Here is a 23,263-nt window from a genome sequence, read left to right as displayed (position 1 = left end):
ACGCAGTGAGGTGAGGGGCGGCGGGCCAACAGGCCCGCCGCCCCTCACCCGTTCCGCGTTCACGGGGCGCTCAGTGTGCGCGGCCCATCGCGGCGGCGAACGAGGTCGGGTCGCTGTCGAAGCCCTGGAGGACCTCGCGGAAGGCCCACTCCCCGGAGTCGTCCCTCGCGAACTCGGCTATCACGGCCGCCGTGGAATCGGCCACTTCGGAGAAGTCGTTCTGCGCGAGGTCGGTGTATCCCTCGCGGATCCGCACCGAAGTGTTCGCCACCGCTCCGAACACCGTTGCCCGCTCCCCCTGTTGTATGGCGATACCGACGACCACGCGCGCGTAGGAGGGCGACAGGCGCTCCAGCTCCAGTGTCATGACTTCGTCGAACCCGAAGCCCTGGCCGGTCGTGCTGTCGCGGTTGAGGGTGATGGTCCCGTCGGGGGAGCGGCTGTCGAAGTGCACGACGTAGGCCGGTGCCCCGCCCGGATCGTCGGACGTGTAGGCCGCCGCGATGATGTCGAGATCATGGGGCGGCGCGCCGATCGGGCTCGGGTCCCATTTCAGCGCGACCTCTACCTTCTTGAGCCCCTTCTTGAAGCTGCTCACCGAACTCCCCCTCCTCGGCTGCTGGTTACGGCTGTCGATGACTGACTTCTGATGACTGTTCATGACTGCTACGGACACGCTACGTCCTACGATTGTGACCATGAACTGGAACGGGGAAGAGCTGGATCTCGACGCCTACTTGGCGCGAATCGGCTTCACGGGAGATGTGAAACCGGACCTGGAGACGCTGCGCGCGCTGCACCGGGCGCATATCGCGTCGATCCCGTTCGAGAACCTGGAGATCATGCTCGGGCGGCCGGTGAACCTGGATCTCGCCGCCCTCCAGGCGAAGCTCGTGCGACAGCGCCGCGGTGGCTACTGCTACGAGCAGAACCTGCTCTTCGCGGCGGCCCTGGAGCGAATCGGCTACTCCGTGACGGGACTTGGGGCGCGAGTCCGGGTGGGCGCCACGGCGATTCGCGCCGTCACCCACATGCTGACCCGCGTCACCGTGGAGGACGGCCAGGAGTGGCTGTGCGACGTGGGCTTCGGCGCCCAGGGGCTGCGCGAACCGATCCCTCTGAGGGACGGGATCGAGGTACGTCAGGGGCCGTGGACCTTCGGCCTCGTGCCGGAGGACAGCGGCGTTCTGGTCCTGCGGAGCCTGCGCCCCGGCGGCTGGGAGGAGATCTACGCCTTCACCCTGGAGGAGCGCCATCCCGTCGACTACGTGGTGATGAACCACTACACGTCGACGCATCCGCGGTCCGCCTTCATCCACCGCCCCGTCGTCCAGCGTGCCGCCGTCGACACCCAGCGCTCACTCATCGACATGCGGATGTCGGTCGAGTTTCCTGACGGCACTCGGGACGAACGGGACGTACGGGAAGGCGAGTTGATCGACCTGCTCGCCCATGAGTTCGGGATCGAACTGAGTGACGAGGACGGGCCACGACTGATCTGGATGTGCGGCGCCGGAGCGTGACCGAACCCACGTCGTGGGCCGTACGATGGCGCGGTGCTGGTCAAGTGGATTCGCTGCACCGTGACCGACCGACGCGGGTTCGAGCGGGGGCAGCGAAAGTGGGCGGGGCTTCTGGGGGAGCCGGGGTTCCGGGGACAGGGCGGGGGCTGGAGCAGAAATCGGCCGGGGGTGGCCCATGTCCTCGGTTTCTGGGAGAGCCGCGCCTTCTACGACTCCTTCATGGCGCGCTCGCACGACCGGCTCGCCGCCGCCCAGTCGGGCACGTACAAAGACATCCAAGTGAAGCTCTTCGACCACCGCTTCGACGTGAAGACGGGCTTCGAGCCGCGTTTCACGGACGCGGACACGGTGCGCCTCGCGCACTGCCGGGTGCACGCCGACCGCGAGGAGCACTTCGCGCTCATGCAGGAGAAGGTCTGGAACCCCGCGATGGCCGGCTCCCCGGGGATGGTGCGCGGACTGTTCGGTGAGGCGCCGGGCAACGAGTTCCTGATCCTGTCGATGTGGCACTCCGTGGCCGAGCACGGCAAGTACCAGGCCGAACGCGTGGAGCGGCTCTCGACCCGCGCCCAGACGGAGACCGACATCGCCGGGATCACGGGAGACATCGTTCACCTGGAACCTTCCTGGACGGTGTGAGCCGGATCGCCCACGCAGAGGGGCCGCACGGTGTGACATACGCCCGATGGAGCCCGTACGGGTGCTCGAACCGGGCCCTTCCGATCTAGGGTTTCCGCATGGCACGACCGCGGCGCATTGTCCTTGTCCGGCACGGCGAGTCGGAGGGCAACGCCGATGACACCGTCTACGAACGCGAGCCCGACCACGCCCTGGCCCTCACGGAGGCGGGGCACCGGCAGGCGGACGAGACAGGGACGTACCTGCGCGAGCTCTTCGGCCGTGAGCGGGTGAGCGTGTACGTGTCGCCCTACCGCCGCACGCACCAGACGTTCCGCGCCTTCCGGCTCGACCCCGAACTCGTACGGGTGCGCGAGGAGCCTCGGCTGCGGGAGCAGGACTGGGGAAACTGGCAGGACCGGGACGACGTGCGTCTTCAAAAGGCGTACCGCGACGCCTACGGCCACTTCTTCTACCGCTTCGCCCAAGGCGAGTCCGGGGCCGACGTGTACGACCGTGTGGGTGCTTTTCTGGAGAGCCTGTACCGGAGCTTCGAGGCGCACGACCACCCGTCGAACGTCCTCCTCGTCACCCATGGGCTCACCATGCGGCTGTTCTGCATGCGCTGGTTCCACTGGACCGTCGCCGACTTCGAATGTCTGTCGAATCCCGGGAACGGTGAGACGCGGGCGCTCGTTCTCGGGGAGGACGGCAAATACACCTTGGACCGGCCGTTCGAACGATGGCGTGATCCCGAGCCGTACGGAGTCACCGGTTAGAGTGGCAGGGCGATGACCGCTGATTCCTCTCCTCATGTGCGGCTTGACCGCGCCCTGTCCAGCCTGCGCGGCCTGGCGGTGGGGGATGCGCTGGGCTCCCAGTTCTTCGTGCCCGCCAACTATCCGCTGCTCAAGCGCCGCGAGCTGCCCGACGGCGTCTGGCAGTGGACCGACGACACCGAAATGGCGTGCTCCGTGGTGGCGGTCCTGGCCGCCGAGAACCGGATCGAGCAGGACGTGCTCGCCCGGTCCTTCGCGGAGCACCACGACTTCGACCGGGGCTACGGCCCCGCGGTGAACCGGCTGCTCCGGCAGATCCGCGAGGGCGGCGACTGGCGCGCCCTGTCCTCCGCGCTCTTCAAGGGCCAGGGCTCCTGGGGCAACGGCGCGGCGATGCGGATCGCGCCGCTCGGTGCCTGGTACGCGGACGATCCTGAGCAGGCCACGCATCAGGCCGAGATCTCCGCCTACCCGACGCATCAGCACCGGGAGGCCGTGGTCGGGGCCATGGCCGTGGCCGCAGCCGCCGCGATCGTGGCCGATCCGGCAGGACCGCCGACGCCGCAGGCGCTCCTCGACGGCGTGATCGCGCTCGTGCCGCGCAGTGCGGTGGGCGCGGGGCTCCGGCGGGCCAGGGACATGCTCGACTACGGCGACGCGGGGACGGTGGCCGCGGTCCTCGGCTGCGGCCGGCGCACCACGGCGCACGACACCGTGCCGTTCGCCCTGTGGTCGGCGGCGCGCGGGCTCGGCGACTTCGAGCGCGCGTTCTGGGACACGGCGCAGGTCGGCGGCGACATGGACACGACGTGCGCGATCGTGGGCGGAGTGGTCGCTTCCGGCCCGGGTGGCGCTCCGGCGGACCAGTGGTTGCAGCGGACCGAGCCGCTGCCGGAATGGGCTCCGGGCCTGCCGGTCTGACCTGCGGCTCGCTCACTGCCTCACTCGGCGTGGTGGATGCCGGGCCGCCCTCGGTACCTGGGGACGGCCCGGCATCCACTTCACGTAGTGGGCAGCGCCCCCCGTCAGCCGCCCGCCGGCCCGGCCGCGCCCGCGGTACCAGCGAGCGCTTCCAGGTCGCTCTTGCGCACCCGGATCACCACAGTGGCGACGACCAGGGCGAGCAGTGCCATCGCCGCTGCCGGAATGAATGCGGTCGAGATGCCCTCGGCCAGGACCTGGTGACCCCAGGGAGCCGGGAGCTGATGGGTCCTGGCGAACTCCGCCTTCTGCTCGGGCGTGGCCTGCGCCATGAAGGACGGGATCTGGTCCTTGGCCTCGTTCCGGCTGGCTGTGCCGAAGACCGTGGTCAGGATGGAGAGGCCGAGTGAACCTCCCACCTGCTGGGTCGCGTTGAGCAGCCCGGATGCCGCGCCGGCCTCGTGCTGGGCGACTCCGGAGACGGCGGTCAGGGTGAGCGTCACGAAGTTGAGCCCCATGCCGACGCCGAACAGCAGCATCGGGCCGAGCACCCCACCCACGTACGAGCTGTCGGGGGAGATGAACGTCTGCCAGCCGAGGCCGAGCAGGACGAGTGTCGCGCCGGTCATCATGAACGGCTTGGGGCCGAGTACCGGAAGCAGTCGCTGGGACAGGCCGGCGCCGACGATGATCGCGACCGTCACGGGGAGGAAGGCGAGGCCCGCCTCGATCGGTGTGTAGCCGAGTACGTTCTGTGCGAACAGGACGATGAAGAAGAACATGCCGAACATCGCCGCAGCCAGGCTCAGCATGATCACGTACGTGCCCGAGCGATTGCGGTCGGCGAACATCCTGAGCGGAGTGATGGGTTCCTTCGCCCGGCTCTCGATGAACGCGAAGGCGAGCAGAAGCACCACCGCGGCGACGAACGAGCCCACGCTGACGCTGTCCCGCCAGCCCTCCTCCGACGCGCGGATGAAGCCGTACACGAGCGAGGCCATGCCCGCCGTGGAGGTGAGCGCGCCCGCGATGTCGAAGCGTCCCGGGTGCCGTTCGGACTCGTTGATGTACATCGGCGCGAGTACGGCGATGAGGATGCCGATGGGTACGTTCACGAACAGCACCCAGCGCCAGTCGAGCCATTCGGTGAGCATGCCGCCGGCGAGGAGGCCGACGGCGCCGCCGCCCGCGGAGACGGCCGCGAACACGCCGAACGCGCGGTTCCGCTCAGGGCCTTCGGGGAACGTCGTGGTGATGAGGGCGAGCGAGGTGGGCGACGCGATCGCGCCACCGACGCCCTGCAGGGCCCGGGCCGCCAGCAACTGCCAGGGTTCCTGGGCGAGTCCGCCGAGCAGGGAGGCCAGCGTGAAGAGCAGGATGCCGGACATGAAGACCCGGCGGCGACCGAGGATGTCTCCCGCGCGGCCGCCGAGAAGCAGCAGGCCGCCGAAGGTGAGCGTGTACGCGCTGACGACCCAAGTGAGGTCTGTCGTGGAGAACTTGAGCGCGTCCTGAATGTGCGGGAGCGCGATGTTCACAATCGTCGCGTCCAGTACCACCATGAGTTGGCAGGCTGCGATGACCGCCAGGGCTATGCCAGGGTGCCCCGCCCGCCGCGCTGTTCCCGGCTTCCTTGCCTTGTCCGGCTTCTGATCTTGAGTTAACTGAGAGGTTGACACTATGGATCCCCCACAAGTGCGTTAGTGAACGTAACCGTTCACTGTTGAGCCAAACGGTAGTGACTCCCCATCAGTGAACGCAACCGTTCACTGAAGAAGCTGCCTTGAACGCCCGGATCCCCAACGGAGAGAAGACGATGGATACTTCGCGCTGGACGGCCGCCCCCGCTCGGACGGCCACCCTGCGCCGGCGTGGCCCTGTCCTGGAGCGGGCCATCCTGGAAGCCGCGCTGGAGCAGCTCAGTACGGTCGGCTGGAACGCCCTCACGATGGAAGGCGTCGCCGCCGGGGCGCAGACGGGCAAGGCCGCCGTCTACCGCCGCTGGCCCTCCAAGGAGGAGCTCGTCGCGGACGCCCTCCAGGCGGCGCTGCCCAGGCTCGACGGAGCGCCGGACCGCGGCAGCGTCCGGGAGGACCTGATCGAGCTGTGCCGCCTGATGCGTGAGGCGATGTACTCGCGCCCCGGCTTCGCTCTGCGGTCGGTGCTTCACGAATGCGACTCGGCAACGGCCCAGCGCTTCCATGAAGTGATCTTCGAGGGTGTCGTCCAGCCGAGCGTCGATCTGATCAAGGAGGTCGTACGCCGTGGGATCGAGCGGGGGGAGGTGCGCCCCGACGCCACGGACGCATACGTCTGCGATGTCATCCCGGCGATGATGATGTACCGGTCAAAGGTGTGCGCAAGCGAATGGGGCGAGCGTGATCTCACGGAGATGATCGATCAGGTGATGGTTCCGCTGCTGCGGCCGCTGGGGGCGTGACGCGGGGCGGCGCCGGCGGCTTGCGGCCTGTGGATTCGGGCCCGGCGTCAGGGGCCGTGCCTCCGTCCGGTCGGCCGTGAACCGCGGCTTCCTGACCCGCCGGTCTCACCTTTGGAGACCGGGCTGGTCATACCGGGTGTCGCTGAGGGGTCGAGGCGGCGTAGGCTATCTGGCGCCATGCCGTACGAACCACCCACTCACAGCGTCGAGCGCTCACTGCGCGCCACCACCGGAGCCAAGATCGTCGCCGGTGTGGACGAGGTCGGTCGCGGTGCGTGGGCGGGACCGGTCACTGTCTGCGCCGCCGTCACCGGGCTGCGCAGACCGCCCCAAGGTCTCACCGACTCCAAGCTGATCAGCCCGAAGCGGCGCGAGGTGCTCGCCGAGACGCTGGAGAGCTGGGTGACGGCACATGCTCTCGGGCACGCCTCCCACGAGGAGATCGACGAGCTGGGGATGACGGCCGCTCTGCGGCTCGCCGCGGTGCGCGCCCTCGAGGCCCTTCCGGTCCGTCCGGACGCGGTCATCCTCGACGGCAAGCACAACTACCTCGGCGCTCCCTGGCAGGTCCGTACGGTGATCAAGGGCGACCGGTCCTGTGTGGCCGTCGCCGCGGCATCGGTGATCGCCAAGGTTCGGCGCGACAAAATGATGGCCGAACTGGGCATCGAACATGGAGACTTCGGTTTTGCGGACAACGCCGGTTATCCGTCGCCGGTCCACAAAGCCGCGCTGGAGGAGCGGGGGCCCACCCCGTACCACCGGCTCACGTGGGCGTATCTTGATGCGCTGCCCCAGTGGCGGCATCTCAAGAAGGCCCGCAGCTGGGCGGACAGAAACGTTCCGGAGATCGAAGGCCAGCTCGGCTTCGACTTCTGATCTTTCGTTCGCACTCATGTGCCACCCGCCGGAGCCACTCGCACCGGCGTTTGATAGACATCAGCTCATGCCTCTCCTTCCCGAGGAGTCTCAGATTCACGAGAGTGCCCAGGGTCCCCGCGCCACTTCGGCCCCCAGCGGCCGCAACGCGCCGACCCCCCGCCCCGTACCCGGCCCGCGTCCCGCGGCGCCGCCGCGACCCGGACGCCCGGGTCCCGCACGGCCGATGCCGCCCGCGCAGCGCACGTCGCGCGAGTCGGTGTCCGCCGCCAAGCCGGAGCCTTCGGCTCCGGCCGCCCCCGCCGCTGTGCCGACCGCGCCCGCCTCGGCGGACGCGACCGCGCAGCCGCAGATCCAGCTGATCCCGGCTTCGGTCGAGGGCGCCCTGGATGCTGCGGAGGAAGCCGTCGACCTGCTCCTCGACTCGGGCCGCGCGCCCGGCGAGGTGCTGGTGATCACCACCGGTGACCCGCACCCGTGGGCCACGCACGAGCTGTCCTTCGGCGACGCCGCCTACTGGGCGCAGCACGACGCGGGTGACGACGTCTTCTACGCCGACGCCGGGGCCGCCGAGCGCGCTTCGAAGCGGCCTGTGGTCGTCGTCGCGCTGAACGGCGGTGCCGACGAGGCGGCCGCCACCGCTCTGCCTCTCGCCCTCGGCCGGGCGGGCGCCCTGCTGATCGTGTGCGGCGACCCGCAGCGGATCAACTCCCTGCTGGGCGCCGGAGTCTGACACGCCGCGCGCCGGCTGCCCGGACCGCTCGACGGTTCCGCGGGCGGCCGGCGGCGCCGTGTGTCCGCTGCCCGTGTCGGCAGGGACTCGTGTCGGCAGGGCTCGTTTCCGCGGCAGCTCTCAACGGGCAGCCGCGCGGCGCAGTACCTCCGACGCGGCTCCTCCTGCGCGCGGCAGTGGCGGCGCGCTGCCGCCCTCGTACGCTTCGGGGGTCGATCCAAGGGCCGGTCGCCTGCCGCCGCGCCCTTCGCCGAGTACCTGCCAGCCGTCCCGCGTCATGGTGATGTACGCCCCGCAGCGCAAGCCATGAAGTGTGCACGCATCACGCAGCCCCCACATCCACGCACCGTCCTCCTCGGTCCAACGCGCGTCGCCCTCACGGCAGTAGAGCAGCACGGCCGTTCGCACCGGTGTGCGGCGTCGGAGGTCGTGCGGGATGACCCGGCGCAGGTGCGTGAGCAGCGCGTTGCGGAATACCCAGCCGTCCGCCGCGCTCGCGCGCCGGGTGAACGACGCGCTGGCCCTGAGCCGCTCCTCCGTATCGAGAACGGCCACGACGGCCGTCTGGGGCTTGGGGCGGTGCCGGGCGTGCAGGCCGCTGACGACTTCGCGCGGATTGCGCAGCAGCGGGATCCCCGCCGCGGCCCATTCCGCGGGTTCGAGCATCCTGGCGAGCTGGTTGGCGGAGTCGGCGGACATGTCGGCACGCGTCGATGACGTCGACAATGATGCCGCCGAGGACGGAGCGAATCCGAAGGTCACGGTCCTCCCTTCGGCTACGCGCCCACACTGCGGGCGGGGTCGGACTGCGGGAGCGCACCGCGGCACAGCCCTACCGGACCACGATCGAGCCGCGCGGGAGCGATTCCAATTCTTCCCTTCGCACTGGCTTGCGGCAACGAGCAATTGGGGCCGGGGGCCGGTATCTGGGGAAGCGTCGGCTATATCCCTGCCCAATGCCGCCGCCTGCGACGCCAGGATCACGCCTTTACGGCCAGGACCAGCGGTAACAGCGCCCGACCTCGATGATCCGGGCGCCCCGGGAATGGAATCACGATGGGCTCGGCGCCTGGTGGGACACCCTCCGGGCGGCCGGGTGGACAGGGCCGGCGGTGATCATCACGGCGGGGGATTGGGCCGTTGTCAGTGGTGTGGGGTTGCATGGGGGCATGAGTAACCAGGAGCTGCGTGCCGAAGCCGACGCCATCCTCGCTGAGCTGGTCGGCGATCCAGGGGGTTCGGCGCGCCTTCGGGAGGATCAGTGGCAGGCGGTGGCGGCTCTGGTCGAGGAGCGTCGCCGTGCTCTTGTCGTGCAGCGCACCGGCTGGGGCAAGTCGGCGGTGTACTTCGTGGCCACAGCCTTGCTGCGGCGGCGTGGCTCCGGTCCCACGGTGATCGTCTCGCCGCTGCTCGCGCTCATGCGTAACCAGGTCGAGTCGGCGGCGCGGGCCGGCATCCAGGCGCGCACCATCAACTCGGCCAACCCCGAGGAATGGGACACGATCTACGAGGAGGTCGAGCGCGGGGAGACCGATGTCCTCCTCGTGAGTCCGGAACGCCTCAATTCCGTGGATTTCCGTGATCAGGTCCTGCCCAAGCTAGCGGCCACGACTGGACTGCTCGTCGTCGACGAGGCGCACTGCATCTCCGACTGGGGCCATGATTTCCGGCCGGACTACCGGCGGCTGCGGGCCATGCTGGCCGAGCTTCCCGCCGGTGTGCCGGTACTGGCCACCACCGCGACGGCGAACGCGCGGGTCACGGCGGACGTCGCAGATCAGCTGGGTACGGGAGCCGGCGAAGCGCTGGTGCTCCGCGGCCCCCTGGATCGGGAAAGCCTGCGCCTGGGCGTCGTCCGGTTGCCGGACGCTGCGCACCGTCTGGGCTGGCTCGCCGAGCACCTGGACGAGCTTCAGGGCTCCGGCATCATCTACACGCTGACGGTGGCCGCGGCCGAGGAGGCCACAGCTTTCCTGCGCCAGCGCGGCTTCAACGTGGCCTCGTACACGGGCAAGACGGAGAACGCCGACCGGCTCCAGGCCGAGATCGACCTTCAGGAGAACCGTGTGAAGGCGCTGGTCGCGACCTCCGCGCTGGGGATGGGCTTCGACAAGCCTGACCTGGGATTCGTGATCCATCTCGGCTCGCCGTCCTCGCCGATCGCCTACTACCAGCAGGTGGGGCGTGCGGGCCGTGGTGTGGCCCACGCCGATGTGCTGCTGCTGCCGGGCAAGGAGGACGAGGCCATCTGGCGCTACTTCGCCGATACGGCCTTCCCGCCCGAGGCGCAGGTACGGCAGACCCTCTCGGCTCTCGAGGGCGCGGGACGTCCACTGTCCGTGCCCGCCCTGGAGGCGGCAGTCGATCTTCGGCGCAGCCGCCTGGAGTCGATGTTGAAGGTGCTGGACGTCGATGGCGCGGTCAAGCGCGTCAAGGGCGGCTGGACGGCCACGGGAGCCGACTGGGTGTACGACTCCGAGCGCTACGCGTGGGTGGCCAAGCAGCGGTCGACCGAGCAGCAGGCCATGCGCGACTACGCGAGTACGTCCCAGTGCCGGATGGAGTTCCTGCGTGAGCAGTTGGACGACGAGGGTGCGGTTCCGTGTGGCCGCTGCGACAACTGTGCGGGGGCCTGGGCCGATTCCTCGGTTTCGGCGGAGGTGCTGACGGGGGCGGCCAGGGAGCTGGACCGCCCGGGGGTGGAGGTCGAGCCGCGCCGCATGTGGCCGACGGGGATGCCCGCGCTGGGCATCGACCTCAAGGGGCGCATCCCGGCCAAGGAACAGTGCTCCACCGGGCGCGCCCTGGGGAGGCTCTCGGACATCGGCTGGGGCAACCGGCTCCGCCCGCTGCTGGCCGAGAACGCGCCCGACGGGCCCGTCCCCGACGACGTCCTGAAGGCCGCGGTGGCGGTCATCGCCGACTGGGCGCGCTCGCCCGGGGGCTGGGCGCCGACCGTTCCGGACGCCTCTGCCCGGCCGGTGGGAGTCGTCGCCGTGCCGTCCCTGACCCGGCCGCAACTGGTCGGTTCGCTCGCCCAGGGAATCGCGACCATCGGCCGCCTCCCCTTCCTGGGCACGCTGTCGTACACGGGGCCGGGGGACGGACACCCGGTACGCCGCAGCAATTCCGCCCAGCGCCTCAGGGCACTGTCAGGCACCTTCACCGTTCCTGAGGACCTGGTCGCCGCCCTGGCCGGCGCTCCCGGTCCCGTCCTGCTCGTGGACGACTACACGGACTCCGGCTGGACCCTCGCGGTCGCTGCGAGGCTGCTCCGGAAGGCGGGGAGCGAGCAGGTCCTGCCGTTGGTCCTGGCTGCGGCGGGCTGAGGCATTTGATTACTCAGGGCTGAGCCTCACCCGACCACAAGAGCGGGGGGCCTCGCCTGACCTCGGCGTGTGCCTCGCACCTGAAGTTCCCGCCTATGCCCTGCCGCTGACCTGACGTCAGCGTTCGGCGCCCTGGACCGAGGCGCCGTGTCCAGCAGCGCTTGCTGCAAGCGGCGTTGGGTCATTCGACCTCGAAGCCTGCCGGTCGCCCGTCGCACCGGCGGGCGCCGGCCCCTCCCGCCGACAACAGCCAACTCGCCCGGGACAAGCATGGCCTGATGGGTCGGCATTGCGCGAGTGGCCCTCCCGGCCTGTGGACAACTTCTGTCGTGTCCCTGATCCGGGTTATCCACAGGTCAAAACGGAATCTTGAGATTCGCGGCATGGTCGTCACATGACGAATCACAGCGAAGCAGCCGGCGCACCCGGCACGGAACAGATCACCCTGCGCAACCCGTCCGAACTGGCCGAAGCGCTCCCGTACTTGCTCGGGTTCAAGCCCGAGGACAGCATCGTGCTCGTCGCCCTGCACCGCGGACGCTTCGGCGGTCGCGTGCGACTCGGAATCCCCGAGCGCCCCGGCGACTGGCCATCCGTCGCGGACGAGATGGCCAAGTGCCTGATCGGCGGATGCGAGCGCAAGGACGGAACGCCGGACGGCATCGTCGCGTTCCTCTGCCGGGATCCGAAGTCCACCGAGACCGGGCGGCAGATCATGGAACGCCTCCAACCGCTGGCACAGATGCTGCGTTTGGCGTGCGGCCGCCTCGACGTGCCCGTGGTCGAGACCCTCTGCATCTCCGACGATCACTTCTGGTCGTACAGCTGCCCGGTCGACGAGTGCTGCCCGCCCGACGGCACACCGCTGGCCGCGTCCGGTACGTCCGTCATGGCGGCCGCGATGACTTATGCGGGCGTCCAAGTGCGGCGCCCGCTAAGGGAGATGAGGGCCCGGCTCGCGCCATGGCAGACGGCAGCCGTGCCAGAACAGGAGCACGCGCTGGACGCCGCGGCCATGGCTCTCGTCCCCAGGATTCTCGCCGGAGTCCCGCGTGCCGAGGTCGCAGACGAGACGCTCGATCTCGCACGGCGGGTATGGAACCGGTTCGGGCACCTGCCGACCGGTGACGACACGCTGGAAACCGATCTCAGGGACGACGAGCAGCTCGCGCACGACGAGGCGGCCAGGTTGATCCTCGGCCTCCAGGACCGGCTGACCCGGGATCATGCGGCCGAGTGGATGGAGGGCGACGAGGCGCCGCTGGCTCTGCGCCTTTGGCGAGCTCTGGCCCGGCGCTGCGTGGGCCCGTACGGCGAGCACGCTGCGGCGCCGCTGACGCTCGCCGGCTGGGTCGCGTGGTCTCTGGGCGACCGCGTGGAGGCCGGCGAGGCCTTGGACATGGCTCTGGCCGCAGATCCGCGGTACGTCTTCGCCCGGCTCCTCATGGAGGCGTGCAGCGCGGACCTGGATCCGGAGCCGGTGCGGCGCAGCCTGCGCAAGACACGGGACGAGCGGAACGGGAGGCCGTGCGAGGCGAATTCGGAGAGGGCCTTTGACGGAGCCGGGGCAGGAGCAGCGGTAGGTGCGGGAACCGGTGCCGGTGCCGGTGCCGGTGTCAACGGCGAAGGCGCCGCTGGCCGTAAGGGCGCAGGATCCCCTGGGCGGCCGAGTGCCGAGGACTCTCGGGAACCGGCCGAGGATCGGGTGACGCGGGCCCTGGAGGCCGCTCTGCGCCGGCGCGGATCGCGACGTGCAGGTGCGGGCAAGGGACCTGCCCAGGCTGGGGCGCATGCGCCGCGGCGACCGCAGGGGCGTCGCCGCGTGGGTCGGCAGGGGACGAGGCGGGACGGATGAGTACCGACTCGTGGCGCAGGTCCCGTGAGCCCGTCTCTGTGGCCGAGCAGGCTCCGATCGGGGCGGGGGAGTCGGGGACGGGCATGGGGCGTCGGCTGCTCGGCTTGCTGCGCCGCGGGCGTGACTTGGGGTGGGGCAGGCCCGTTCACCTCTGTGGCACAGCCTCTGACCGGGCCGCGCCGCCGTCTCCCCGCCGACCCTTCGCAGCGCCATCGGCGCCTCGCGCGCGCCCAGCACGGAAGGAGCCACCCCATGCCGCCCCCCGCGTCGTCGACCGTGTCCGCCGTATTGACCTGCGCCGTACCCGTGGTGCTCGCCCTGGAGAAGGACACCCCACCAGGTGCCGACGGCCCGCACCGCGAGACCGGTACCGCTGGTTGTCCGGGGGCGAGGCGGCGATGATGCCTTCAGCCGCACGCGCGCCGGAGCCCGAAGACTCGTTCGAGAGCCCCTTGGAGGACTCGTTCGTCGACCGCCTCGTCGGAGGTGCGGGCCAGGCCCGTGGAATCGCCGTGGGGATCTCGCCTCCTCCACCGGCCGGGGTATCGACCGCGCCCGTTGGAGTGGTGTCCGCGGCGTTGGGTCTGGGAGCGTCATCCGAGACCGCAGGGCCGGCAACCGTCGTCGCGGGGCCGTCAATCGTCATGGCGGGGCTGTCAACGGTCGTCGCGGGAGCGTCATCGGCTCAAGCAGCGGCGTCGGCGGCCTCCCCAGCGATCTCCCCAGCCCGCCGCAAGGATCCGGCTCCGGTTCCACCCGCTACTCGCAACGCTCCGCCGCCACATGCGCACCCCGGTCGCGCGAACGCCCCCGCTCCCAGGCGCTCCACGGAGCTGCCGCCGGCACACACGACGCTGATCTGCGTGGCGCTGCCCTCGCTCGCGATCTCGTCGCCGCAAGGGCAGTTGACGGGCGACGGACTGGAAGGGTTCTACCGCGCGGGGCGCCGGTTGTTGTCGCGCTGCCTGCTCCGCGTGGCGGGGCGCGAGCCGATCGCGGTGCAGGCCCGCATGGTCGCCGCCGACCGGGCCCGGTTCGTGGCGACGCTGAGACCTGTCGTGGACGGCGGCCCCGACCCGGACATCATGGTCGAACGGATCCGGCATGCCGACGGCACGGAGCGGATCACGCTACGCAGCTCGGCCACCCGACCGCTGCGACTGCCGGTCGAGGTCGCCCTCGGTACGGATCTGGCCGAGCTGGGCGCGGTGGCGGCCGGACGGCCGGGGCGTGAACTGTCCGCCACCGTCCACGACTCAGGCATGCGATGGTCGTCGTCGGCAGGCCACGCCGCCGTCACCGCCGACCCGCCACCCCGCGACGCCCTCGCCTCCGCCGGGCTGCTGCGCTGGGAGTTCGATCTGCCTCCGGGTGGCACCTGGAGTGTCGAACTGCGGGTACGGGCCGACGGCGGGGCGGCGAGCAGGCCGGTCGGGCATGGCGCCGTACGCCCGCTCGCCGGGGCGGAAGCGGCTGGGGACGACGCACGAGTGGGCCCGCTGCTGAGAACCTGCGCAGAGGACCTGCACGCGCTGCTGCTGCGCGACCCGGCGCACCCCTCAGACCTCTACCTCGCCGCCGGCGCGCCCTGGCGCTGCGGTCTGGCTCCGGCCGAGGCGTTGGCGGCCGCGCGGATGGCGCTCCCTCTGGGGACGCGGTTGGCCGCGGGCACGCTCAGGGCCCTCGCTCGGACCCAACTCCCGGGGACGGGACGGGAGTCGGGGATGATCCCCGGCCCGCTGAGAGACGCAGGCCCGCATCTGCCGCCCGGCTGCACCGGAACCGAAGCGACGCTCCTGTTTCCGGCGCTCCTCGCGGAGGCGAGACGCTGGGGCCTTCCCGAGCAGGAGGTCGCAGAGCTGCTGCCCACGGCGGAGCGCTGCCTGCAGTGGCTGCGGACCGCCGTCGGCGACGGGGCGTACCTGGCGGACCCCGGCCCCGGAGGACCGTTGCGCTGCGAGACTCAGGCGCACGCCCACCGGGCCGCCCTGCTCGGCGCGGATCTCCTCGACGCCCATGGCCGACCCGGCGCCGTGGAACTGCGCCAGTGGGCTGAAACGCTGCGGACGCGGTTCAGGGAGGACTTCTGGGCCGAGGACCGTGGAGGCGGCCGGCCCGCCGCCGCCCGCACGCCGGACGGGCGCCTCCTGCCCCACCTGGGCAGCGCCGCGGCCCACCTCCTCGACACGGGGCTGCTCGGCGGCGGTCTGATGGCGCCGGGCCTCCTCGACAAGGTGCAGACGGAACAGCTCGCGCGGCTCCTGGGCGGTCCGGCGCTCGACTCCGGATGGGGTCTGCGCAGTCTGGGTGTACGGGAGGCGTCGTACAACCCGTTCGGGCACCGTGGCGGAGCTGTGCGGGTGCAGGAGACGGCGCTGGCAGTGGGCGGCCTGGCCGCTGCGGGCTACGAGAAGGAGTCGAGCTCGCTGCTGCAGGGCGTCCTGTCCGCGGCCGAGGCCTTCGGGTTCCGGCTGCCCGAGATGTACGCGGGGGAGCAGCGTTCCGAAGGGGGCGCCCCGCTTCCGCATCCGGCCGCCTGCAGACCCGCGGCCACCGCCGCGGCGTCAGGGGTGCAGATCCTCACCGCCCTCGTCGGGATCCGGCCGGACGCGCCTGCTGGGACGGTGACGTTGAGACCGATGCGCAGCGCACCGCTGGGGGAGATCGGACTGGCCGGGCTGCGGGTCGCGGGCGCCCCGTTCTCGGTGCGGGTCAGCAGGCTCGGTCTCGCCATGGTCGAGGAAGCGGCCGACGGGCTGCAGTTGGGGGTGTGACCGGCGCGGACGTGAGTTCGGAAGATCGGCGGGGTCCCACCTCGGGGACTTCGAAGAAGGCCTTGATCGACGATCGCGAAGGGAGTGTTTATCGTCAGGAAGACGACTATGATCGCGGCATGTCGCCCTACGACCCGTCGGCCTTCCCGCCCTTCGCAGTCACCGTCGACCTGGTCGTGCTGACCGTGCGCCGTCACGCGCTCTGTGCGCTCGCGGTGCGGCGAGGCGAGCCGCCGTTCCAGGGGCGCTGGGCACTCCCCGGCGGCTTCGTCCGGGACGACGAGGACCTGTCGTCGGCCGCGGCGCGCGAACTGATCGAGGAGACCGGGCTCTGCGCCCATGATCCCGCGGACCCGGACCAGGTCAACGGCGCGCACCTGGAGCAGCTGGCCACCTACGGCGACCCCAAGCGTGACCCTCGTATGCGCGTGGTCAGCGTCGCTCATCTGGCCCTGGCGCCGGATCTGCCGGCACCGCGTGCGGGTGGCGACGCGCACAGTGCGCGTTGGGCGCCCGTGGAGGACCTGCTGAACCAGAGCGGGTACGGGCGCGAGGGTGAGCAGGCGGCGCCCCTGGCCTTCGACCATGCGCAGATCCTCGCGGACGGCGTGGAGCGCGCCCGCTCGAAGATCGAGTACTCGTCACTTGCCACGGCCTTCTGCCCGCCCGAGTTCACGGTCGGTGAGCTGCGGCGCGTGTACGAGGCGGTGTGGGCCGTCGCGCTCGATCCGCGCAACTTCCACCGCAAGGTGACGGGCACCCCGGGCTTCCTCGTGCCCACCGGCGGGACCACCACCCGCCAGGGCGGCAGGCCGGCCCAGCTCTTCCGGGCGGGGGGCGCGACGCTGCTCAACCCGCCGATGCTGCGCCCCGAGGTATGACCCGGAGCTGACCGGGCCTGACCTCCGGGCTCTACCCGCCCGCGCCGCGCAGGGGACACCCGAGGCCCCACCCTGCCCGAAAAGTCGGAAATATCGCGTTATCTTGCTGTGGTACCCACGGGGTTCGTCCGTCCCCGCTCGGCGGACGGGCCCCGGCCGCCGAGCGGTCGCACATCCTGCGAGAGAAGCGATGATCCAGGCTTTCGGACTGACCAGCAATCCCCGCCAGGAGCTCCCGCCCGCTGTCGACGACGTGTCCTTCGAGGCACCGACGGGTCGCGTCACGGCGCTGCTCGGCGCCCGCGCGTCCGGCAAGACGACGGCGGTCCGGCTGATGCTCGAACTCCAGCAAGGCCGTGGAATCACGCATTTCAGAGGCCGCCCCCTGCACCGCATCCCCCATCCCTCCCGAGAAGTGGGGGTGTTGCTCGGCGAGGTCCAGGGTCATCCGTCCCGCAGCGTGCGTGGACAACTGCGTATGTTGTGCGCGGCCGCAGGCGTGCCGGTGCAGCGTGCGGACGAGGTCCTCGAAGTCGTCGGCATCGTCAGCCTGCGTGAGCAGCGGCTCGGCACGCTCTCGCGCGGCATGGACCGGCGCCTCGGCCTCGCCTGCGCGCTGCTCGCGGACCCGCACACGCTCGTCCTCGACGGGCCCGCGGACGGCCTCTCGGCGCGCGAGGGCAAGTGGCTGCACGGCATTCTGCGGGCCCACGCGTCACTCGGCGGCACCGTGCTCTTCACCACCGACGATGCCAAGGAAGCGGCGCGGACGGCTGACCGCGTGGTCACCCTGGAGGCGGGGCGCGTCATCGCCGACCAGGGCGTCGCGGACTTCTCCCGTACGAGGCTGCGCCCCCGCGTCGCCGTCCGCAGCCCACATGCGGCGCGGCTCGGTGTCCTGCTGGCCAAGGAGGCGCGCGCGACGCAGCGTTCCGTCGAGGTCGTGAACGAGGACGGCAACCGGCTCTCCGTATACGGCAGTAACTGCGCGGACGTCGGCGAAACAGCGTTCCGCCACAGCATCCTGGTCCACCAACTCGCAGACGAGGTCGGGGATGCGGGGCCTGCGGTGAGCGTTCCGGCGCGGGCGCGCACTGAAGAAGTCCGGCAGGCGGAGCCGACCGCGCCCCAGACGACAGCCGCGGATGCGTCGTCCGTAGCGGACACGTCTCTTCCGGCCACGGAGCCGTCGGAAGAAACCGTCGCACCGTCGGCGCAGGCACACGCTTCCTCCGCTCAGGAACCCCCGTCGCACCCCACGGGCACCCTCGTCCCGCTCTCCGCCGACGCGGACCTTGGCGGCGCCTCCTCCCCGGCCCCTCCCCCCGCCCCCCTCTCCTCCCTCCCGCCCCCCATCACGATCCACCCCGCACCCAGCCCGCTCCGTCCGCTGCGTTACGAGGTCCGCCGGGCGACCGGTATCGCCACCGGTTACCTCACCGCGGCCGCCGTCCTCGTCGCCTCCGCGATCGTCGCCGTGCTGCTCGCGCGGACCGGTCACACCCCGCAGGCGCACCTGCTGGCCGCCTGGCCCCAGGAACTACCACTTCCGCCGGCGGCCCTCGGTGCGGGACTGCTCGGAGCCTTCGCGTTCGGCGACGAGTTCCGTCACCCCGCGCTGGCCGCCGACCGTGGCACCGTCCCCCGTCGCCTGGGGCTTCTTTGCGCGAAACTCGTTGTCGCAGCGGCCATCGCCGTCTCGCTGGCCTTCCTCGTCGTCGCCTCCGACGCGGTGCTGCTCCACCTTGTATACGGAGAAGAGCTCGCCAAGGTTCCCGCCGACTGGCTTCCGACGAGCGCGAGTTGGCTCGCGCTCGTCGTGGGCTGCGCCTGGGCAGGGGTGCTGGCCGCCGGTGTCTTCCGGTCCACGACGGCCGGGCTGGCCGCCGTACTCGCCGTTCCGATCCTCGTGGTGCCCCTAGTGCAAAAGGCCTTGGAGGGACCATCTGTGCGAACGGCGGCGGGACTTCCGTCGAGGCTTCGTGATCTGGCGCTCGTGCACTGGCCGTTCGGGGCGGAGCGTTTTCTGGCCGCGGGACTGCGGATGATCGCCCAACCTGTGGGCGGTGCCCTGATGTTGTCGTTGACCGCTCTGCTCTGCGCTTATCTGCTCGCAGTGCTGCGCCCCAGGGCTCGATGACGACCGTCCGGCGCCTTCTGGTCCGGCCTCGCGCGCAACTCCCCGGCGAGCGCTCATTTCCGTCCGATAAGGCGTCAATTGCGACGGGGTAAGCGATCACCCTTTCGTGTGCTTTTCACCAAAGACCTCAAGGGACTTGGGGGCGACGCCGACAACAGATCCGTGAGTACCCTTGCGCACACCATGATGACCGCCGCCCGCTCCACCGACTCCGGCCTGGCCGGCCCGGGCGAACTCGACCGTTACCCCTATGGGGAGGCAAATGGCGCCGACCGTGTGGGCGCCCCTGTTTGGGATGTCGCGGACCAGGATCTCGGCCGGATGGGGCGGCGTGCCGCCGGCAGTCGCGGACGCGGCCTGCACGGCCAACTCGTCCAGCAGCTGGGCCAGATGATCGTTTCCGGGGACCTCGGCGCGGACCGCCCGCTCGTGCCCGAGGAGATCGGCCAGCGATTCGAGGTGTCCCGCACCGTCGTCCGCGAGTCGCTCCGCGTCCTCGAGGCGAAGGGCCTGGTCAGCGCCCGCCCCAATGTCGGCACCCGCGTCCGCCCCGTCAGTGACTGGAACCTGCTCGACCCGGACATCATCGAATGGCGCGCCTTCGGTCCGCAGCGCGACGACCAGCGCCGCGAGCTGAACGAGCTGCGCTGGACGATCGAGCCCCTCGCCGCGCGGCTCGCGGCCGGACACGGCCGTGAGGACGTCCAGCAGCGGCTCACCGACATGGTCGAGATCATGGGGCACGCCCTGGGGCAGGGCGACCCGATCACGTTCGCCCGCGCCGACGCCGAGTTCCACTCCCTGCTCATCCAGCTCGCGGGCAACCGCATGCTCGAGCACCTGTCCGGCATCGTCTCCGCCGCCCTCCAGGTCTCCGGGGGACCCGTCACGGGCTGCGACCGCCCGAACGAGGTGGCGGTCGCGCACCACGGCCGGATCGCCGACGCCCTCGCCGCGGGCGACGGCACGGGCGCGGAGGCGGCCATGCGCCAGCTGCTCACCGTCCACCCCGATGTCGAACGTGTGGTCCCCGCGCCCCGCGAGCACTGACGCGTTTCTCGGCGATCCGGTGATCCGGCGCCTCGGTGCAGGCCCTCGGCGCTCGATGCACCGCGCGGTCCGGATGCGCCCACCATCTGTTCCCCATGTGTCGCCGGATTGCGCCTGATCCCCCGGGACCCGGCGCAATCCGGCGACACATGTGTGGACCGTGGGTTCCGCCGGGTCGAGCTGGGTACCAGAAGAGTGGCCATGTTTGACCGTATCCGTTAGTTTTTGACCGCTTACGGGGTGTGACTCGGGCCACGCAGATTGGGCGTAACGCTCCTCGGAACAGCGCGATGACCTAAGAGGTGACAGCCGAGGAGGGAATACAGCAGCCGCGTTCGGCGCTGTGCATCTCCCCGGCCCCGCCCGCGCCGTCGGCCCATCCCCAAGCCGGCGGTCGTCGGCTCCGGTCCTCACAGGACGGGGCCGGAAGCCGTTTTCCAACGTTCCGAGAGGTTGTTCGTGTCGGCCAGCACATCCCGTACGCTCCCGCCGGAGATCGCCGAGTCCGTCTCTGTCATGGCGCTCATTGAGCGGGGAAAGGCTGATGGCCAGATCGCCGGCGACGACGTGCGCCGTGCCTTCGAGGCCGACCAGATTCCGGCCACTCAGTGGAAGAACGTTCTGCGCAGCCTCAACCAGATCCTCGAGGAAGAGGGTGTGACGCTGATGGTCAGTGCCGCGGAGCCGAAGCGCCCCCGCAAGAGCGTCGCAGCTAAGAGCCCGGTCAAGCGCACCGCCACCAAGACCGTCGCCGCCAAGACGGTCACGGCGAAGAAGGTCGCTGCCACGGCCACCCCCGAGTCCCCGGCTGTCGAGGCCGAGGCTGAGGACGCCGAACCCAAGAAGGTCGCAGCCAAGAAGACGACGGCCAAGAAGGCCGCCGCGAAGAAGACCGTCGCCAAGAAGGCGGCGGCGAAGAAGACGTCCGGCAAGAAGGACGACGAGGTCGACGACGAGGCCACCGAGGAGACCCCCGGTACGGCCAAGGCCGAAGGCGAGCCCGGCGAGGAGGGCGCGCAGGGCTTCGTCCTGTCCGACGAGGACGAGGACGACGCGCCCGCGCAGCAGGTCGCCGCGGCCGGCGCCACCGCCGACCCCGTCAAGGACTACCTGAAGCAGATCGGTAAGGTCCCGCTGCTCAACGCCGAGCAGGAGGTCGAGCTCGCCAAGCGCATCGAGGCCGGCCTGTTCGCCGAGGACAAGCTCGCCAACGCCGACAAGCTCGCGCCGAAGCTCAAGCGCGAGCTGGAGATCATCGCCGAGGACGGCCGCCGCGCCAAGAACCACCTCCTGGAGGCCAACCTCCGTCTGGTGGTCTCCCTGGCCAAGCGCTATACCGGCCGCGGCATGCTCTTCCTGGACCTGATCCAGGAGGGCAACCTCGGTCTGATCCGCGCGGTCGAGAAGTTCGACTACACCAAGGGCTACAAGTTCTCCACGTACGCCACCTGGTGGATCCGTCAGGCGATCACCCGCGCCATGGCCGACCAGGCCCGCACCATCCGTATCCCGGTGCACATGGTCGAGGTCATCAACAAGCTCGCGCGCGTGCAGCGCCAGATGCTCCAGGACCTGGGCCGCGAGCCCACCCCGGAGGAGCTGGCCAAGGAACTCGACATGACTCCGGAGAAGGTCATCGAGGTCCAGAAGTACGGCCGCGAGCCGATCTCCCTCCACACCCCCCTGGGTGAGGACGGCGACAGCGAGTTCGGTGACCTCATCGAGGACTCCGAGGCGGTCGTGCCGGCCGACGCGGTCAGCTTCACGCTCCTTCAGGAGCAGCTGCACTCCGTCCTCGACACCCTTTCGGAGCGCGAGGCGGGCGTCGTCTCGATGCGTTTCGGTCTCACCGACGGTCAGCCGAAGACGCTCGACGAGATCGGCAAGGTCTACGGCGTCACGCGCGAGCGGATCCGTCAGATCGAGTCCAAGACGATGTCGAAGCTGCGCCACCCGTCGCGTTCGCAGGTTCTGCGCGACTACCTGGACTAGAAGCGCGACCGCCCGGACCGGATCCGGGCGGTAGGTACGTCATCGAAGGGCCCGGCTCCCCTCAGGGGGCCGGGCCCTTCGCCGTGCTCGTGTGCATGACGCACGAAGTTCGCTCACGCTGGGTGTGTCGATACAACCCAGAGTGAGGACACCGAATGCGTCGCCCCTTCGCCCGAACGCCGTTCCGGGCGCCTGTCCTGCTGGCGGCGGCGGCCTTGCTGCCCCTGGCTTCCCCCGCCCCTTCGGTGGCGGACAGTGTCGTCATCGGAGGCCGGTCGGTCCGGGTGGCCGACAGTCCGTGGATGGTGGCGCTCTCCAGTCGTGACCGGTTCGGGGGTACCCGATCCGGTCAGTTCTGCGGGGGTGTCGTGGTCGGGCGGTCGACCGTCATGACCGCCGCCCACTGCCTGAGCCCCGAGGTCCTGGGCACCGCGCTGCGCGCCGTGGGTGACCTCAAGGTCATCGCGGGGCGTGGCGACCTGCGGACCCAGTCGGGCGCTGAGATCCCGGTACGCCGCACCTGGGTCAACCCCGACTACGACCCCGAAACCAACTCCGGGGATGTGGCGGTCATCACACTGAACGCGCCGCTGCCCGAGGGGTACGTGATCCCGATGGCGGGGGCGGGGGACTCTGCGTACGCGGCCGGGACCGGCGCCGCGATCTACGGCTGGGGCGACACCACGGGGGCCGGTGACTACGCGAACAGGCTGCGGGCCGCGGACGTGCAGGTGCTCGGTGACTCCGCGTGCGAGGCGGCCTATCCGGGCAGCTCCGAGGGAACGTTCCTCGCTCGCACGATGCTGTGCGCGGGGAAGCCGCAGGGCAGGCGCGATGCCTGCCAGGGAGACAGTGGCGGCCCCCTCGTGGCGCACGGGCGCCTGATCGGGCTCGTGTCCTGGGGGAGCGGCTGTGGGCGCCCTGGGAGCCCCGGCGTCTACACGCGGGTGTCGGAGGCTATGCGTGTCATGCCGGAGCCTGTCTGACGCCCTCAGGGCGCCTCATGGGCATATGTCAGGCTGATGCGAGGACGGGCGGCCACCCTGTGGTGCAGGGATGGCCGCCCGATCACCGGCCTGGGCCGGAGCTGGCTCGTCGTTGTGCGAGGCGTCAGCGTTCCTCGGTTTCGGCGCTTGCCGGAGCGGCGGTCAGGCGCTCCGTCTCGTCCTGTATCTCAGCGGCGATCTTCTTGAGTTCCGGCTCGAACTTGCGGCCATGGTGGGCGCAGAAGAGCAGTTCACCACCGCTGATGAGCACGACGCGCAGATATGCCTGGGCGCCGCAACGGTCACAGCGGTCAGCGGCCGTCAGTGGGCTCGCGGGGGTCAGAACAGTAGTCACGTCGCCTC

The 23,263-nt window shown here is 70.5% G+C and carries 20 protein-coding genes; 16 read left to right on the top strand and 4 right to left on the bottom strand.

The genetic code is table 11. The features are described 5' to 3' along the window. Positions 1-70: 70 nt before the first annotated feature. The gene (locus OHA58_RS08400) at positions 71-598 is read right to left on the bottom strand and encodes a TerD family protein (protein WP_405477905.1); all 528 of its coding nucleotides are present in this window, start codon (positions 596-598) and stop codon (positions 71-73) included. A gap of 100 nt (positions 599-698) precedes the next feature. Here OHA58_RS08400 and OHA58_RS08395 point away from each other — a divergent pair, with 100 nt between their 5' ends. The 4 genes from OHA58_RS08395 to OHA58_RS08380 all read left to right on the top strand — a co-directional run bounded on the left by OHA58_RS08395 (position 699) and on the right by OHA58_RS08380 (position 3,841). Continuing rightward, positions 699-1,523: an arylamine N-acetyltransferase gene (locus OHA58_RS08395; protein ID WP_405477903.1), complete on the top strand. Its 825-nt coding sequence runs from the start codon at positions 699-701 to the stop codon at positions 1,521-1,523. Between the two features lie 33 nt (positions 1,524-1,556). After that, complete coding sequence (locus OHA58_RS08390; RefSeq protein ID WP_405477901.1) at positions 1,557-2,162, top strand: YdbC family protein; 606 nt, start codon at positions 1,557-1,559, stop codon at positions 2,160-2,162. 98 nt (positions 2,163-2,260) lie between these two features. Further along, positions 2,261-2,920 carry a histidine phosphatase family protein gene (locus OHA58_RS08385; protein WP_405477900.1) on the top strand — a complete coding sequence of 220 codons (660 nt, stop codon included), beginning with the start codon at positions 2,261-2,263 and terminating at the stop codon, positions 2,918-2,920. Positions 2,921-2,932: 12 nt separating this feature from the next. Beyond that, positions 2,933-3,841 (top strand): ADP-ribosylglycohydrolase family protein, encoded by a 909-nt coding sequence (locus tag OHA58_RS08380; RefSeq protein ID WP_405477898.1) that lies wholly within the window; start codon positions 2,933-2,935, stop codon positions 3,839-3,841. Between the two features lie 104 nt (positions 3,842-3,945). Here OHA58_RS08380 and OHA58_RS08375 read toward each other — a convergent pair whose 3' ends face one another. Then, positions 3,946-5,520, bottom strand: coding sequence for an MFS transporter (locus OHA58_RS08375; protein ID WP_405477896.1), 1,575 nt, complete (start codon positions 5,518-5,520; stop codon positions 3,946-3,948). A 137-nt stretch (positions 5,521-5,657) separates the two neighbouring features. On the opposite strand from OHA58_RS08375, the gene OHA58_RS08370 reads away from it, so the two are divergent. The 3 genes from OHA58_RS08370 to OHA58_RS08360 all read left to right on the top strand — a co-directional run bounded on the left by OHA58_RS08370 (position 5,658) and on the right by OHA58_RS08360 (position 7,893). After that, positions 5,658-6,281, top strand: a complete 624-nt coding sequence (locus OHA58_RS08370; RefSeq protein ID WP_405477894.1) for a TetR/AcrR family transcriptional regulator — start codon at positions 5,658-5,660, stop codon at positions 6,279-6,281. A 177-nt stretch (positions 6,282-6,458) separates the two neighbouring features. Then, entirely contained in the window at positions 6,459-7,160 is a 702-nt protein-coding gene (locus OHA58_RS08365) for a ribonuclease HII (protein ID WP_405477892.1), read from the top strand. Positions 7,161-7,227: 67 nt separating this feature from the next. Then, positions 7,228-7,893 (top strand): hypothetical protein, encoded by a 666-nt coding sequence (locus tag OHA58_RS08360; RefSeq protein ID WP_405477890.1) that lies wholly within the window; start codon positions 7,228-7,230, stop codon positions 7,891-7,893. 120 nt (positions 7,894-8,013) lie between these two features. On the opposite strand, the gene OHA58_RS08355 is transcribed toward OHA58_RS08360, so the two are convergent. After that, positions 8,014-8,655: a hypothetical protein gene (locus OHA58_RS08355; protein WP_405477888.1), complete on the bottom strand. Its 642-nt coding sequence runs from the start codon at positions 8,653-8,655 to the stop codon at positions 8,014-8,016. 407 nt (positions 8,656-9,062) lie between these two features. Here OHA58_RS08355 and OHA58_RS08350 point away from each other — a divergent pair, with 407 nt between their 5' ends. The 9 genes from OHA58_RS08350 (at position 9,063) to OHA58_RS08310 (ending at position 22,900) form a co-directional block, all read left to right on the top strand. Then, positions 9,063-11,222: a RecQ family ATP-dependent DNA helicase gene (locus tag OHA58_RS08350; protein WP_405477886.1), complete on the top strand. Its 2,160-nt coding sequence runs from the start codon at positions 9,063-9,065 to the stop codon at positions 11,220-11,222. Between the two features lie 394 nt (positions 11,223-11,616). Further along, a complete protein-coding gene (locus OHA58_RS08345; RefSeq protein WP_405477884.1) occupies positions 11,617-13,077 on the top strand; it encodes a DUF4192 domain-containing protein in 1,461 nt (486 codons plus the stop codon). Between the two features lie 252 nt (positions 13,078-13,329). After that, positions 13,330-13,479 (top strand): hypothetical protein, encoded by a 150-nt coding sequence (locus tag OHA58_RS08340; protein WP_405477882.1) that lies wholly within the window; start codon positions 13,330-13,332, stop codon positions 13,477-13,479. A gap of 461 nt (positions 13,480-13,940) precedes the next feature. Then, positions 13,941-15,851 carry a glycogen debranching N-terminal domain-containing protein gene (locus OHA58_RS08335; RefSeq protein WP_405477880.1) on the top strand — a complete coding sequence of 637 codons (1,911 nt, stop codon included), beginning with the start codon at positions 13,941-13,943 and terminating at the stop codon, positions 15,849-15,851. A gap of 119 nt (positions 15,852-15,970) precedes the next feature. Beyond that, entirely contained in the window at positions 15,971-16,732 is a 762-nt protein-coding gene (locus OHA58_RS08330; protein WP_116508987.1) for an NUDIX domain-containing protein, read from the top strand. Between the two features lie 190 nt (positions 16,733-16,922). Then, positions 16,923-18,872, top strand: a complete 1,950-nt coding sequence (locus tag OHA58_RS08325; RefSeq protein ID WP_405477878.1) for an ATP-binding cassette domain-containing protein — start codon at positions 16,923-16,925, stop codon at positions 18,870-18,872. 162 nt (positions 18,873-19,034) lie between these two features. Then, on the top strand, positions 19,035-19,922 hold the full coding sequence (locus OHA58_RS08320) for a FadR/GntR family transcriptional regulator (protein ID WP_405477876.1): 888 nt from the start codon (positions 19,035-19,037) through the stop codon (positions 19,920-19,922). A gap of 453 nt (positions 19,923-20,375) precedes the next feature. Next, a complete protein-coding gene (locus OHA58_RS08315) occupies positions 20,376-21,914 on the top strand; it encodes an RNA polymerase sigma factor (protein ID WP_266674911.1) in 1,539 nt (512 codons plus the stop codon). A gap of 155 nt (positions 21,915-22,069) precedes the next feature. Beyond that, positions 22,070-22,900, top strand: a complete 831-nt coding sequence (locus tag OHA58_RS08310; RefSeq protein ID WP_405477873.1) for a S1 family peptidase — start codon at positions 22,070-22,072, stop codon at positions 22,898-22,900. Positions 22,901-23,024: 124 nt separating this feature from the next. Here the strand turns inward: OHA58_RS08310 and OHA58_RS08305 are convergent, their stop codons facing one another. After that, positions 23,025-23,255, bottom strand: a complete 231-nt coding sequence (locus tag OHA58_RS08305; protein WP_018535956.1) for a hypothetical protein — start codon at positions 23,253-23,255, stop codon at positions 23,025-23,027. Positions 23,256-23,263 lie beyond the last annotated feature (8 nt).

Source organism: Streptomyces sp. NBC_00009 (assembly GCF_045040855.1).
Taxonomy (GTDB): domain Bacteria; phylum Actinomycetota; class Actinomycetes; order Streptomycetales; family Streptomycetaceae; genus Streptomyces; species Streptomyces aureus.
This window is presented reverse-complemented; position numbering and strand designations above follow the sequence as displayed.